We start from the raw sequence: 15,415 nt of genomic DNA on the forward strand, positions 1-15,415 counted from the left end.
CGGCAATTGCTCTGGGAATCTGGTGTTTGTTTTTGAACTTCCCAACAACTTCAACGGCATCCAAAGGCAGTGATGCCATCACCATCACAGCCAAAGAAATTGAAGCCATGAACGTTAATACCATGGCAGATATTTTAAACCGGATTCCGGGGGTGCGATGCGGAGACACATCGGTATCCATCCACGGCTCATCCAAGGTCAAGGTCTATGTGAACGGCAAACCCCTTAACGATCCCACAGCCACCCACGGTGGTGTCCGGTGGGATATGGTGGACATCGATCACATTGAAAAAATTGAGGTTTTCAAGGGTAAGGGCGGGGTATCCCATGGCAGTGATGCCGCAGGGGGGGTGATATTAATTTCCACCGGAAAAATTACGAAATTCAAAGGAAGCGTTAAAACCCATGTGGGCAGAAATGATGTATTCAACGCAAAAACAAACGCCACCATGCTTTTGGGAAAAATGGGCCTTGGTCTATCTGGAGAATACAACACAGACGATGGATACAAACTAAATAATGACAAAGAGACCCACAGGCTGGGGGGACGACTTGAATACTCCCCCGGGGATGCCGCAGACTTTATTTTAACAGCTGATTATATGAACGATGAACGCGGGTTAAGCGGCCTGCCCGATTTTCCAACGCCCTTTTCACGTAAAGAAACAGATATCTCCATTTTTTCTCTTCTCTCTTCATTTAATGCCGTCACCGCAAAAACATACCTGAACCAGGGGAAAAAACACAACACCGATATCAGCAAAGGTCTGGATAAAAGCATTAAAGTAAAAAAATGGGGCCAGGACATCAAGTATAATTGGAAATTCAACAAAAATAATGGATTTAATCTGGGGGCAGCCTGGGAGTTAAACACAGCATCAGGCACAGCCTTTTCCTCCAAAGAAGAAAATTCTCTTTCTGCATTTTCCACATGGTCCAGGAGCTTTGATTCCCTGCCCATCACCCTTTCCATGGGGCTTCGCGGCAATTATAACTCAGATTTTGAAAATGCCGTAAACCCGGAATTAAAAATAATTTACAAGAAAAACAGCTGGCAGATATCTGCATCCTATAATCGTGCCAATAATACACCGTCGTTTTATCACAGATACAATGAAACCTCGTCCACCATTCCCAACCCTGATCTGACCATGGAAACCTCAAACAATTATGAACTGGGGCTCTCCATGACCCATTCTGATGCACTTTCCACCCACGTGACCTTGTTTTACAACCGGCTCAAAGACAAAATCACCTATGTTCGCAATGATTACGGCATTGGCCAATATCAAAATTTGGGAGAGGCAACTTACAAAGGCGGAGACCTGGGCATCAATTATCGCCCCCTGGAACAGCTTGCCATCAACGGTTCATACACCTACCTTGAAGCAAAAAATGAAAAAACAGGCTTATGGCTAACGGCCAAGCCTGCCCATCGGGCCAATGTGGATTTTAATTTCACCCCCACTCCGAAACTATTTTTTAATCTTAATTTGTTGTACACATCCAAAAACTACACCAACAAATCCAATACCCGGAGTGTTTCACAATACCTCATTGCCAATGCCCGGGCAGAATATTTTTTCCAGAAATTCAGTGTTTTTTCAGAAATAGAAAACATTGCCGATACCACCTATTATTTCGTAGATGGCCTGCTTGCCCCTCCCCTGCTTTGGATTGTGGGTCTGGAATATAAATTTTAACATTTTTTTAAAAAAATAAAAAACCGGCAGGCCATGTCTTTTTATAAAAAACTGAATCCAACGGACCTTGAACCTGAATCAAAAATAGAGGTAGCCACATAAAAACATTGACTATTCACCCAAAAGCTGCTTAAAGCGATCTAATAAAATTGTTTGGGTGCTTGATATGCATAGAAATGTCCCGTGATGCAGTGTCATAAAAAAAATGACACGGCAATGGGATGTTTTGAACAGGGAACCCCGTGAGAATCGGGGACGGGCCCGCCGCTGTAATCCGTTTTTTCCATAATTAAAGGGAAAGCCACTTCAGCTGTGTATGCCACTGCCTTATTGTATTGGATTTGTTTTCAGCTTGATTTTAAACCGTAATTTTCAATGATTTACAAAATCATTGATATGGAAAATTATAGCTTAAAAGCCTGCTTTGTAAAAACAGATGCAATCCCGGGTGGGAAGGCTGCTGAAAGGGTAAGGAGAGTCAGAAGACCTGCCTGAACAATAGATGAATCATTTTTTCGTGGACGGGAAAAATGATTTAATGATCCTGCCGGATAAAAATGGGACATCCCAGGTCGTTGTTTTATGATGATTTGGGGTGTTTTTTGCATCTGTTGCCATGGTCTGAAATGCATTTTTTTTGTGTTTCCATGGATACACCGGAATGCGATTTTCACAAATACAATTCAAATCATAAAATCTTGTCCTCGTAAAAAAAAGGCAAACGCCTGTAAATGAAGCTTTTTTTTTCCTGCTTCACAGGAAAGAATACGTTTCAACTCAGTGCATTGACTTTACATGGACAGTTACGCCACCGGCGTAATTGTTCACCATGTTTAAAATTGCTTTGCAAAAAAAGCAGACCGCAGAAATGCATATTTAATGTATTTTTGTTAAATTGTGTTTGTAAGAGGAAAAAAAGATGAAAAAAAAATTATTTGCTATTATTGTTGCAGGGATATGCTGTTTGCCGGGATTGACCCCGGCCCAGGCCAGTGAAACGGTTCAACAACTGGATGAGGTGGTTATAACCGCCACCCAAACCGAAAATTCCATTATGAAAACAGCATCCAACATTTCCGTTATTTCGGCAGGAGATATTGAACGGCTGGATGCAGAGAATGTGGCAGAAGTGTTAAGAACTTTGCCGGGTATTTCCTATACCAATGCTTCGGGCCTTGAACCGAAAATCAATCTGAGGGGCACCAAAATGGGCATGAGCCCCGGTGCTCTGGTGTTGCTCAACGGCATTCCCGTTAATATTGGAAAATTTGGATATGTGGATTACGAAGCCCTTCCCATTGAAAACGTGGAAAGGATCGAAGTTGTCAAAGGTCCCATGTCATCCCTTTACGGCGGAAATGCAGCCCGGGGTGTTATCAACATTATCACCAAACGGGGCAAAGACGGTTTTGGCGGTTCTGTAAGTGCCATTGCCGGGTCCAACAATGACCGGCGACTATCTGCACTTATCAATGGCGGCAAAGGAAAATGGGATTATAATCTCAATGTTAAAAAAAGAGATGAAGATGGCTATCGTGATGAAACAGATATTGACAATTTCAATGTCAACGGCGAGCTGGGTTACTGGATTTCCGATGATGTAAGAGTTGGCGGCTATGTCAATGTCATGGACAAAAAACGATCCCTTGCTAAGAAACTGACCCAGGCCCAGAAAGATGAAGATCCCACCCAGGCAACAGATTACAGTCTTACAGATAATGACGATCTGATCACCGGAATAAATCTGGACATCACAAAAAAATTATTTGATGTCAAAACCACAGTTTATTATAAAAATCGGGATAAAACCTACGAAAATTATCTCATGGCCACCTCCACCCCCTACCTTGAAGAGCTGGAAGAGGATGTGTTCGGCATGAGCGCCATTGTCACTTATAAAGGCGATTTGATGAGCCGGACCAATAAGTTGTCCGTGGGGTTTGATTATGACAATGATCAAATCGACCTTGCCACCACCAAAGCAGGGTCCAAGACCGTGGGAGCAGCCTATACCAAACCTGATCCCAAAAAAACCGGCGATTTTGCAAGCGAGGTGATCGGCGTATTTATCCAGGATGAATTCTCCATTCTGGACAATCTGACCCTCACAGCAGGTCTCAGATACGACTATTTTGAATTTGACAACGACGCTGAGTATGACTTTTCCCAGGGTGGCAAATACGATTACAATGACAATCCTGATTATGACAAATTAAATCCCAAGCTCAGTCTTAATTATCAACCCATGGCCAACCTTGGTATTTATGGAAGCTACAGTCGTTCCTACCGTCCCCCAAGCATTTATGACTATTATGCCAGTGGCTCCTACTCTTCCAAAAACGCCTATGTGCTGGAACCGGAAACCTTTACCCAGTATGAAGCAGGTGTAAGATATCAATATGCTGCCTGGTTGAACATTGATGCATCCGTATATCATATGGTGATTGACGATATGATGGATTCTGCCTACGAAAACGGCAAGTATATGGGTAAACAAAACATTGGTGAAGCCACCACCAAAGGATTTGAACTGGGCCTTTCCGGCACCCCGTGCAAATACTTTAACTACAATGTGGCATACACTTATACTGATGCCAGATATTCCGACGATATTTTCATAAAATCAGGAACCAATATCAAAGATAATCGCATTACCAAGGTACCCTACAACGCCTTGAATGTGGACCTGGGATTCCTGCTTTTTGAAAACGATACATTCAAAGTACTGTGGGACAACAACATCATGGCCCAGGATGGATTTGCCATGGACAATGCAAACACCAACACCTATAACGGCTATGCACTGGTCAACACCAAACTTCGCCTGAAATATAATGATTTTACCTGGTTTGTTGCCGTGGACAACGTACTGGACAAAGATTACGACGGCTATGCCTATACAAGCTCCGGCAAGGATTATTTTTATCCGGCAGACGGTGCCACTGTGGCCCTGGGAGTGGAATATAAATTTTGATAAACACCATGTTTGTTTTTTGCCTTTGACCTTCGCTCTGCATTCTCTTGGCGGTTTGCAATGATAATTTTGAAAAACTATTATTGCAATCTTAAACCATAATTACCGGTTTACCCCATGATTGAGCCAGGCAAAAAAAACAATTTATCAAAGATATAAATAAAATCCCCACTTGCCTTGGTTTGTGGGGATTTTTTTATGAAATGTTAATTTATCGACAAAAAAAATTAAAAACCAGGGGAGCTTATGAAAATCGCAATCTATGGAAAGGGCGGTATCGGGAAATCCACAATTTCAGCCAATCTTTCTGCGGCCCTTGCAAAGGCCGGTAAAAAGGTGTTGCAGATCGGCTGCGATCCCAAACACGACTCCACCCGATTGCTTCTGGGGGGAAAACGCATTATGACGGCCCTGGATTACATGAAAAACACCCCTGTGGGCCTGCAACGGCTGGACCGGGTTCTCCATGTGGGATACAAAGGCATTGTGTGCGCCGAGGCCGGTGGACCGGAACCCGGTGTGGGGTGTGCGGGACGGGGTATTTTAAGCACCTTTGCTCTGTTTGAGCGCCTGGGCCTTGATATGAACACCTTTGATGTGGTGGTATACGATGTGCTGGGGGATGTGGTGTGCGGTGGATTTGCCGTCCCCTTGCGACAAGGCTTTGCCGACACTGTCTATGTGGTGACCTCAGAGGAGTTCATGTCCATCTATGCTGCCAATAACATCCTTAAAGGGGTGAAAAATTTTGACCAAGGGGGCCATCGTCTGGCAGGGTTAATCCTGAACAGCAGGGGTACCCATGAGAACCGCCACCCCGTAAAAAGATTTGCCCAAAATGTTAAACTGCCCGTGAAACAAACTGTACCAAGAAGTGAATTGTTCAGAAAAGCTGAAATGATGGAAAAAACCGTGGTTGAAGCTTTTCCTGACTCCACGGAGGCCCGGGCCTTTCATGATCTTGCCCGGGATGTCCTGGAAAACCATACCTTTTACCCTGCCCGATTTTTAAATGAAGACGTTCTTGAACAGCTGATTTTGCAAGATTCCCCCCCCCAGGCACAAACAGATGCGGAAAATCGGGTCCCGTCCAAAGCGCCTGGGATTAATGAAAAATCGCCGGAAAAAAAATTCAAGGTCAAATCCAGCGATAAAAAAAGCGTTTTTTTATCCAAAAGCCTTCTCACCCGGGAACCCCTGCACGGCTGCGCCTTTTCCGGAGCCCTTGCCACCACCACCCAGATCAAAGACACCGTCACCGTGGCCCACGGCCCCAGAAGCTGTACCAACATCGCCTGCCAGGCCATTTTATCGGCAGGGTTCAGGCTGTTTACCCGGAAAAAGATATTGCTGGAAAACCAGATAGCCCCGGCGGTGATCTCTTCGGACATGGATGAATCCGTGGTGATTTACGGGGGAAAAGACAACCTTGTAAAAACCCTTGAACAGGCCATGGAACAAAATCCAAAAGCTGTATTTCTGGTGACCACCTGTCCCTCCGGGGTCATTGGAGATGATCCTGTTGCCGCCATCCATGAAATCCGGCAGAAATACCCCCAGATACCGGTGATTGCCGTCACCTCCGACGGTAACCTCCGGGGGGATTACATGCAGGGGGTGCTTAATGCCTGCATGGAAGGGGCCGGCGCATTGATGGATAAAACCGTCACCCCCAAGTCCCATTGTGTAAATATCCTGGCGGAAAAAAACATTGCCTTTAACGCAGAGAGTAATTTTAACACCATTGCGGACATTCTCAAGGAGATGAACATTGATATCAATTGCCGCTTTGTGAGAAACACCTCTGTGGAGCAATTGAAAGGCTTTTTAAAAGCCCCATTGAATCTGCCTGCCTACACCGACTATTTTGGGCGCCTCATGGCAGATTTCATTGATGAAAGACTGGGGATTCCCACAGCAAAACAACCCTTTCCCGTGGGGTTTTCCGAAAGCGTTGCCTGGGTCAGGGAAATTGCAGATTTTTTCCATGAATCCATGGCCGGGGAAAGGGTCATTGACACCCATCGCCGACACTATGAAACCATGATTAAAACATATGGACATACCCTTAAGGGACGACGGCTCATGATTCTCACCTACATGCACAACGTGGACTGGATTGTGGAGGCAGCCTTTGATCTGGGCATGGAAGTTATCAAAGTATGTATTTTAAACTTTTCCCAGGACAATCTTTTTATCACCCGATATCCAGAGCGTTTTGAGGTGGAAACCAATTATGATCCAGCCAAAAGAGATAAAGATCTGGAACGGTTAAAACCGGATCTTCTTCTGGGAAATTACACCCCCAAAAACCTGCCTTATCCATTGCACGTGGATATCATTCCCATGTGTCCGGATGTGGGATTTTACGGCGGACTTGCCTTTGCCCATCGCTGGGCAACCTTAATCAAAGCACCGGTCACCGAAGGATGGAAAAATGATGCCCTCTGATAATTCAAATATTATTCCCGACAGCTTCACCGGAGCCATTATGGCCATTGAAGGCATCCGGGATGCAGCCGTGCTGCTCAATGGTCCCACAGGATGTAAATTCTATCATGGTGCGATTTCTGAAAATCAGATGCCCCGCACCGATTTTATTGATCCGCTGTACTATAGTGAAGAATTTTATTTTGGTCAGCCCCGGGTGCCGGTGACATATCTGGATGATTACGATTATGTATTTGGCGCCACGGACAAACTTGAAAAAATCTTACCTGTGGTGGCAAAAAAAGGCCAGGGACTCATTGGCGTAATCAATTCGCCGGGGGCCGCCCTCATCGGCGATGATCTGCTGCGCTTTATTAAAAACGCCAACCTGCCTGTTCCCTGCATTGCCGTGGAAAACACAGGCTTTTCCCAGCCCCTGGCATGGGGATTTCAAAACACTGTCAAAGAGGTGCTCACCCGCATTGCCCCCCTGGAATCTCCCCGGGAAAAAGCCGGTGTCAATTTAATGGGAGTTTCCATTTTTCACCACCATTGGCAGGGCAATATTGCCGAACTCACCACTCTTTTGCAAGCCTGCGGCATCCGGGTGAACACCACCGTCTGTGCGGGATGCACCCTTGCTGAACTTAAAAACATAAATTTGGCCCGGTTAAATGTTGTTGTCCATGCCGAGTATGCCAATACCCTTATGCCCTTTATGGCAGAGCGATTTAACATGGATAGTTTTATTCCCCCGGATGGCGCCCCTGTGGGATTTCAAGCCACGGAATCCTGGATATCCGGGGTGTGCGAAATCCTTGATGTCAGCCCTGCACCGGCCCTGGAATTGATTAAAAATGGCCGGCAAAAAAGCCATGAAGCGTTAAATCGATTCAATGCCCTGACAGGGTTGCCCAAGGGAGCCACCTTTGGCGTGGAGGGGGATGCCTCCATGGCATTGCCCCTGGTGACATGGCTTTATGAGTACCTTGGCATGGTGCCGGTTTCTGTCCGGGTAAACAGAGGAGATGCCCAATCCACGCACAATCTCAAACTATTTCTTCAAAAAATAGATTGTGCCGGGGCCTGGCAGGCCCACATGGCCCATGAAATTCCGGATGTGGTTTTTGGAAGCGGGGCCGTGATTGCCCGTTTAAGGGTGTCCGGCCATCCCTTTACAGGTATTGAGCTGTCCCTGCCGGCAGGTACATACCAGCATGTGATCCCCAAGGCATATATGGGCTCCCAGGGAGCCCTTTATCTCATTGAACGAATCATCAACGGCCTGGCCGGTTGTTGAACGCCCATGAACCTCACAAAGATGCCCATTATCCTGATGCCCAGGCCCTTGCCGGTTGTAAAAAAGAAATTGGAATGGTCCAGCACACATTAATTAAACAATCCCATTGAATTATTTTTTTCTAACTCCCTGCCACATCAAGCAGGTATAGATCTATTGTTCACTTATATGTTCAAGCTTTTCTCATCCATTGATGATGGCAGCACAGTGTGCTGCTTGGAATGGCAGCATTTTGCCCACCTGTTAAACACAGGTGCACCGCATCTCAGGTAAGAGTCAGGGATTTGATATGACGTATCAAATCCCTGAATATTTTTTTTTCATAATTACGCTTTTTTAAATAAATATTAATCTGATCGTTCAAAGTCTCTATCTCCGGAAACAGTTCATTTAGCTCTCCCTGTTTCAACTCCCTTAATACGGTATATCGGGGAACAAAACCCACCCCCAGAGATTCCAGGGTTCCGTTGATAATGCCTCTGACACTGGAGATGGTGGTGATAAAATCAAACCCAAAATCAGCATTGTGATCCAATGCATTGATAAAATTTTTCCACCATCCCAGATTCCTGTCAAAGGAAAGCAGATTACAACCTCTTAAATCTTTCATTGTTACGATTTTCTTATCTTTAATATACTGTGGAGTGGCAATTACCACATATTCCTCCCTGAGCAACGGAATAACCACCAGATCCTGATGAATGTGGGGCACGCAATCCACAACCAGGTTCAACTTATCTGTTAAAAGGGACGGCAAAAGATCGGATCTAAGATCAAAATCCATATGAACATAAGTATGTTTCTTTAAAAAAGGGGTCATGCCTTTAATGAGCACGGAAGATCCAAACTCCACCGGTGCTCCCAAGGTTATGGATATCGGAAGGTAGGCTTCCTGGGCCAGATATTCAAGGGTTTCCTCAATGCAATCGAATATTCCGGCACACCGGGTGGAAAGGAACTCTCCCTGGCGGGTCAATCGGAATTGACGATTGGCCCGGTCTATGAGATTAAATCCAAGATCTGTTTCCAATTTTTTGATGGCGTGGCTCACTGCAGACTGGGTCAGATAAAGTCTATCTGCGCACCGGGTGTATGATTTTGTTCCCGCCAGGGTATAAAATATCTTTAATTTGTTCAGATCCATCCGCACTCAGTCCTTTTTTCATTTGATGGGTGGGCAATATCTATAATGACGTCCATCCATGGCGGTTATAATCAAATGCCAAAAAAATTTCAACAAACCTTTGAAAATAAAGCCGCTTTTCAACAATTGCTCCGCGATAAAAAAATTAAATGCCGATATGTCGGCTGATATTAATATCGCACAGACTTCTATACACGAAACAAAAGCAAACAATATAGACAGTATCGACACAAAAGCTATTCATTAATGACGATTTCGCATCAAAAGCACCTCCCACACAGACATGAATGAATTTCATGGAAGGGCATTAATTTTTTCCATTTGACATAATTTCCAATAGATATATAAGAATCGCTCTGATGTCAATGTAATGTGTTAATCCTCAAAACATAATGGAGAAAGGTCAAATGAAAAAAAGAAATCTGCTGTATCATCTCATCGCAATGAGCATTTGCTTGTTGTTTCTGTTCGCCATGCCATTAACGGCGATGTCAAAGGAAAAAAAAATCGTATGGCGCAACGCCATAATGTGCGCCGGCACAGAAGATGCGTTTAACTGGGTGCAACTGGCTAAGGATGTAAAGAAAGCGACAAACGGCAGGCTGGAAATAGAGCTTTATCTACCGGGTGAACATCCCTACGCCCCTGCGGATTCCCTCCGGGCAGTGAGAGATAATGAATTTCAGATAACCGGTCTTTCAGGGGGGTATGTCACCGGGGTGGATCCCAGACTGGGCGCACTGGATCTGCCCATGCTCTTACCCGGCGGAGATTATGAAACCTTTTTAAAAGTACATGACGTCTTTGACTCCTATCTGAAAAAAGTTCTTGATGAGAGATGGAACGCTGAAGTTCTGATTCATCATAACTGGGGTAACATGCAATTTTTCATGAAAAAAGGATTTCTGGAGGATTGGGACAGCTTTAAAGGGAAAAAAGTTCGAGTATGGAGTGCGGAGATCGCCGATCTTGTAACGCTTCTCAACGGCACTCCCATAAACATTCCATGGGGTGAAGTGTATACTTCCCTTGCAACAGGTCTTGTCAATGGTTTGACCACCGATTTCTTCTCCGCTTACAGCACCCGTCTGACAGAGCTGGCCCCCAATCTCACAATGATGTCTTACATGTTTGGTACAAACAACTATATTGTGAACAAAGATGCATTAAACGCTTTGCCGGCAGACGTAAAAGAAATTCTGCTCAACTTGATGGCTGAAAAAGACCATGAATTCCGCACCGCCACCGTACAAAAAGACGGTTTGGCCCTTCAAGAAGCATTTTTAAAAGATAATATAAAAGCCCATGGCATCTCCAAGGGATTTTTTAAAGAGGTGCGTGAAAAATCATATGAAGCCATATGGAAGCCATGGATCAAACGAAGTGGTCCCGAAGGCGCTGCTGCATTTGACGAAGTCGCAAAACTCATAATTGATCTGGGATATGATGTTCCCGGCTATAAACCTCAAAATTAAAAAAATAGAACCGCCACGGGCGAACCTTGTTTTAACTCTGGTTCGCCCACAACAAAAATAAAAAATCTCCCCAGATCTGCGGAAATTTTTTTACAAAAATATCAGGCAATTTCAGTTGAAAAAATTTTAAACCTTAGTTTTTGTCTTATTTTTCAGAATCAAGACGGGCCTTTTCCCCATGTCACCATCATGAACAAAGCCCCGCATGAACCATGCACATCTCGTTATTTTTTTATTGAAATCGCTGATAACCTGGAGAAATTGCGTGATTACCGTTTTAAATAAAACATCAAAAATTCTTTCAAATATTTTAGTTAATATCGCAGCAGCCACCCTTATTTTCTGGGTATTTATTATCGTTATATTTGTCTCTGCCCGCGCTTTTTTCAATGTGAACTGGATGTTTGTAGAAGAATACACCGGTTATGGAATGGTTCTTTTAACTTCCTTTTCCTTTGCCTATGCATTACGGCGCGGTGCCCATGTAAAGGTCACTGCTGTTGCAGACAATATCCCCAAAAAACTGCAACGACCATTGAAAATTTTTGCCGACTTGGTGGGACTTATTGTTGCGCTTTATCTTACCTGGCATGGAATACAGTGGTTGATGCATGGCATTGAAGGCGGTGAAAGATCCTGGTTCCCCAGTCGGACCCTTATGTGGCCGGTGTATGCCCTGATTCCCATTGGGTTGGGGGTTCTATCCCTTGAATTTCTCAATCAACTGGTTTTAAACCTGAGCGGTTCCCAAGAGGAACGTGAGGAACAAAAGTAAAGGAGAGTATATCGTGTCATTGTGGTTATTAATTATAAGACTTGTTGTACCGCTTTTTGTGCTGCTGGCAGGTGGAGTGTACATTGCCGTTTCCCTTGCGGCAACAGGTATACTCGGTCTGGAGTTTCTGGTAAAGGTACCCCAGTTAACCGGGAACCTGATGTTTAAGAATTTAAACAGTTATACCCTGCTGGCCATTCCCCTTTATATATTCATGGGAGAAATCATGCTCCACAGCGGGCTGAGTCACGGTCTTTTCAGTGGAGCCTCCAAGTTAACCAAAGTTATCCCAGGTTCTTTATTACATACAAATATTTTGAGCTGTGCCTTTTTTGCCGCTGTTTCAGGATCAAGCCTTGCCACAGCAGGAACAATCGGTAAAATTGCATATTCAGAAGAAAAAGAGCGTGGTTACAGCCGTTCCATGATCGGCAGCACCATCGCAGCCGGAGGATGCCTGGGAATATTAATCCCGCCATCCATTGATATGATCATTTACTGCGTCATTGTGCGGGCTTCGGTGGGCCGTTTATTTGCCGCCGGTTTGATCCCCGGAATTCTCTTGGCTCTGCTTTTCAGCTTATACGTCGGGTTCAGAACAAAACAGAATCCAAACATCGCGGAAAAAACACAAAAAATTTCCTGGAAATATTTTGCAGGTATTCCGGCGGCGTTAAAAGAGTTATGGCCCCTGTTTTTTATAATGGGAATCGTTTTTGGAGGAATATACGGTGGTATATTCACCCCCACCGAAGCCGCTGCCGTGGCAAGTGTGGCAGCACTGGGCATTGCGGCCCTTAACAGAAAATTGAGTTTCACCCTCTTGAGGAATTCGGCACTGGCAGCACTGGAAACAACCGCCATGATACTGTTCATCATGCTGGGTGCCCAGATTTTTGCCATTTCATTGTCCATGCTAAAGGTACCGGCTCACCTGTGCGCCCTGGTGGCAGATCTTCCCATTCATCCCATGATTATATGGTTTTTTGGCATTATTCCCCTCTATCTTGTGTTGGGATGTTTTCTGGATTGTGTCTCCATGATTGTGCTGACTGTCCCGATTATCTATCCCATTGTTGTGGGTTCCTTTGGTTTTGACCCCATAATGTTCGGTGTTGTTTTGGTTATTCTCATTGAATGCTCTTTACTGACCCCACCTGTGGGTATGAATATTTTTGTGGTCCACAATGTAACCGGTGGCCGTAATATCATGGCGTTGTTCAAGGCTGCTTTGCCATTTGTTATCTGCCTGTTGTTAATGATCACCGTTCTGACTTATTTCCCCCAGATTGCACTGTTTCTGCCTTCCCTGCTGTTTGATTAAGTACTCTTTAAAGACTGCTGATTTTCAGTATATCCATTTATGCCTGAATTGTTTCTTCTTTGATGCAATTCAGGTATATTTTTTAAAAAGTAATCATATCCGTCAGACCCACGACGTTTAAGAAATAAATTATATCTATGATTTAATAATCGTATCGTATGGAGTATTTTAATTCTCCAGTGGCATCAAAACGGTTCTTTTTTTCTGGACGTTGGGAATTACCCATGGAAATGAGACTTTTTCCTTTCAGTTTAAAATTTTTGTCAAAATATTGAATCCATTTCATATCTCCCTTCCCATCGTATTGATATTGAGTAATTTTGGAGATACTCCCCTCTGAAGAAAGGGTGTAATCCTTTATCCTTCGCCCTGATCCATCAAAAATATAAAGCTGGGTTCGTATAAGCTGATTTTCAGCATTATATGTTGTTTTACGAATTCTTTCCCCATTTTGATTAAAATAATAATAATGCGTTTTTAAAAGGGTTTTATACCCATCCAGGGTCACATGGGTACACATATTTTTACGGACATTATAGGAGTATTGATTGATTTTCAGGGGATGGCCCTGGGAAGTCTGTTTTATTTTTTTCACCAGGCGATCCCGGCTGTCAAACCGGTATATAATTTCCAATTTAACTTGGCCATTATGATCAAAGTGTGTTTTTTTCACAATACGCCCCTGGGCATCGCGCTGGATAACGATTTTTTTTACCTCCCGGCCCCGGTTGTCTATTTTGGTGTAACCCAGAAGATCTTTCACCCGGTATGAATACATGCCCACCTGACCGGAAACCGGACTTGCAAGAAGACCATTTTTTTCCAGCGCCTGTACATGGGACGGCACTATGCATAAAGGAATAAACATGGCCAAACAATAAAATATTAAAACCAATTTAATTTTCATACAGATGATTTTTCCTTTCCCGGGAAATTCCTATGCAATCTGCCATAAGGAAATCCATATCAGATTTTGTTTTCTCATTAAGTACAACACATCGTAATGCATGGTGAATCCCTGATGGAAGCCAAAAGGATTTAATGGAGACTATTTTAATCTCAATACCTTTCTTCAGGATTTTCAAAATCTTCTGATTGGCTCCAAGGGAAAGTTGCTAAATCCACAGAACCGATCTGCCCCCGAATCCGTTTAAGAAGCTGGACAGCCCGGGAAGCCTCTTTTAAATCAATCCCAGGCAGGGCCTGTTCAATAATTCGGTGTTCTTTTTCTTCAGCCTGCTGAAATCTCACAGCACCGGACTCGGACATCCGAATCAACATGGATTTTTTGTGAAACGGATTTTCCCCGGACTCCAGAAAACCCTCTGCAATCATCTTATTGCAAACCGTTCTTATAAACTGGCGGCTGACCCCAAGCCTTGAGGCAATATGGGGAATAGTTGTTGGTCCATGCCGGTCCAGGACATGCATAATTCTACGTTGAGGAGTCCCCAGACCGGCCTGCTCATGAACAGTATCAGTGATGGCGGATAACACCCCATGGAGCAGAAATACCTCCTTAAAAAGATCGTGAACCACCTGCCCCCGGGATTCCTCTGTATCTTTTTTTACCTGTATCATACCCAGCGCCGCACCTTTTCGCAATATAACAGATATTCATTTTTAAAAGTTCTTTCCATGTACGATTCCTCCTTTGGAACAACATAACAAGCCAAATATATTCCCAATGGAAAATAAGAAACTATCATCCAAAGACTTCCCAGTGCAAGTCCAAGACCTAAAAAAAAGGCAGAACCTCCCACATACATGGGGTTCCGGCTGAACCGATAGGCCCCTTTAATAACACACAGGGAAGCCGATTGATTGGTGGGAACATTGGTGCCGAGGGCTTTAAATTTCTCATGGGCGCACATCATAAATATAAAACCGGCGCTTCCAATCAAGATACCAATTATCCTTACCATTGGATGATCAAGCATTAGAATAAAAGACGGAAAAAAAAACTCCGCCACGCCTCCTGCGATTAGACAGGCATAAAACACGACAGGGGGCATGATATTCACACCCGGATTATCTTTCTTTTGATTTTTAAGAGCCACTTGAACCAACATGATTTCCTCCTTGATCTGGATTAAAGTTGGATCAAACCTACATCATGACAATAGACTTGTCAAATTGGCATCATTATTGTCATTGTTTCTAATTCATATCCAAACCTGGCACTGAATAATATTCACGTCAAAAACAAATTACATCCCATATCAAGGCTGCCAAAAGCCTTTATTTTAAAGGCCATTCCGCTTTAAGTCGATAACTGGAAAAAATATTA

Annotated in this window: 11 protein-coding genes and 1 riboswitch; of the genes, 7 read left to right on the top strand and 4 right to left on the bottom strand. The window is 44.0% G+C overall.

Going from position 1 to position 15,415, the window contains the following annotated elements:
- The first annotated feature begins 32 nt into the window (after nt 1-32).
- The 4 genes from B9A32_RS01525 (at nt 33) to B9A32_RS01545 (ending at nt 8,407) form a co-directional block, all read left to right on the top strand.
- Entirely contained in the window at nt 33-1,703 is a 1,671-nt protein-coding gene (locus B9A32_RS01525) for a TonB-dependent receptor plug domain-containing protein (RefSeq protein ID WP_212637561.1), read from the top strand.
- A 173-nt stretch (nt 1,704-1,876) separates the two neighbouring features.
- A riboswitch (cobalamin riboswitch) is annotated at nt 1,877-2,212 on the top strand.
- A gap of 410 nt (nt 2,213-2,622) precedes the next feature.
- Complete coding sequence (locus B9A32_RS01535) at nt 2,623-4,677, top strand: TonB-dependent receptor (RefSeq protein ID WP_084066600.1); 2,055 nt, start codon at nt 2,623-2,625, stop codon at nt 4,675-4,677.
- Between the two features lie 246 nt (nt 4,678-4,923).
- Nucleotides 4,924-7,128 (top strand): nitrogenase component 1, encoded by a 2,205-nt coding sequence (locus B9A32_RS01540; RefSeq protein ID WP_084066601.1) that lies wholly within the window; start codon nt 4,924-4,926, stop codon nt 7,126-7,128.
- Entirely contained in the window at nt 7,115-8,407 is a 1,293-nt protein-coding gene (locus tag B9A32_RS01545) for a nitrogenase component 1 (RefSeq protein WP_084066602.1), read from the top strand. Before B9A32_RS01540 ends, B9A32_RS01545 begins: the two co-directional genes overlap by 14 nt.
- Nucleotides 8,408-8,672: 265 nt before the next feature.
- On the opposite strand, the gene B9A32_RS01550 is transcribed toward B9A32_RS01545, so the two are convergent.
- Nucleotides 8,673-9,551, bottom strand: a complete 879-nt coding sequence (locus B9A32_RS01550; RefSeq protein ID WP_084066603.1) for a LysR family transcriptional regulator — start codon at nt 9,549-9,551, stop codon at nt 8,673-8,675.
- Nucleotides 9,552-9,958: 407 nt separating this feature from the next.
- Between B9A32_RS01550 and B9A32_RS01560 the strand changes: the two genes are divergently transcribed.
- From B9A32_RS01560 to B9A32_RS01570, 3 genes are all read left to right on the top strand, one after another.
- Nucleotides 9,959-11,026 carry a TRAP transporter substrate-binding protein gene (locus tag B9A32_RS01560; RefSeq protein WP_170923654.1) on the top strand — a complete coding sequence of 356 codons (1,068 nt, stop codon included), beginning with the start codon at nt 9,959-9,961 and terminating at the stop codon, nt 11,024-11,026.
- Between the two features lie 265 nt (nt 11,027-11,291).
- Nucleotides 11,292-11,801 carry a TRAP transporter small permease gene (locus B9A32_RS01565; RefSeq protein WP_170923655.1) on the top strand — a complete coding sequence of 170 codons (510 nt, stop codon included), beginning with the start codon at nt 11,292-11,294 and terminating at the stop codon, nt 11,799-11,801.
- Between the two features lie 13 nt (nt 11,802-11,814).
- A complete protein-coding gene (locus tag B9A32_RS01570) occupies nt 11,815-13,125 on the top strand; it encodes a TRAP transporter large permease (RefSeq protein ID WP_170923656.1) in 1,311 nt (436 codons plus the stop codon).
- A 142-nt stretch (nt 13,126-13,267) separates the two neighbouring features.
- On the opposite strand, the gene B9A32_RS01575 is transcribed toward B9A32_RS01570, so the two are convergent.
- From B9A32_RS01575 to B9A32_RS01590, 3 genes are all read right to left on the bottom strand, one after another.
- Nucleotides 13,268-13,993, bottom strand: a complete 726-nt coding sequence (locus tag B9A32_RS01575) for a hypothetical protein (protein ID WP_212637570.1) — start codon at nt 13,991-13,993, stop codon at nt 13,268-13,270.
- 191 nt (nt 13,994-14,184) lie between these two features.
- Entirely contained in the window at nt 14,185-14,706 is a 522-nt protein-coding gene (locus B9A32_RS01585) for a MarR family winged helix-turn-helix transcriptional regulator (protein WP_084066610.1), read from the bottom strand.
- Nucleotides 14,703-15,197, bottom strand: coding sequence for a methyltransferase family protein (locus tag B9A32_RS01590; protein WP_084066611.1), 495 nt, complete (start codon nt 15,195-15,197; stop codon nt 14,703-14,705). The genes B9A32_RS01585 and B9A32_RS01590 overlap by 4 nt, the downstream gene beginning before the upstream one ends.
- Nucleotides 15,198-15,415 lie beyond the last annotated feature (218 nt).

The organism is Desulfocicer vacuolatum DSM 3385, assembly GCF_900176365.1.
Classification (GTDB): Bacteria; Desulfobacterota; Desulfobacteria; order Desulfobacterales; family Desulfobacteraceae; genus Desulfocicer; species Desulfocicer vacuolatum.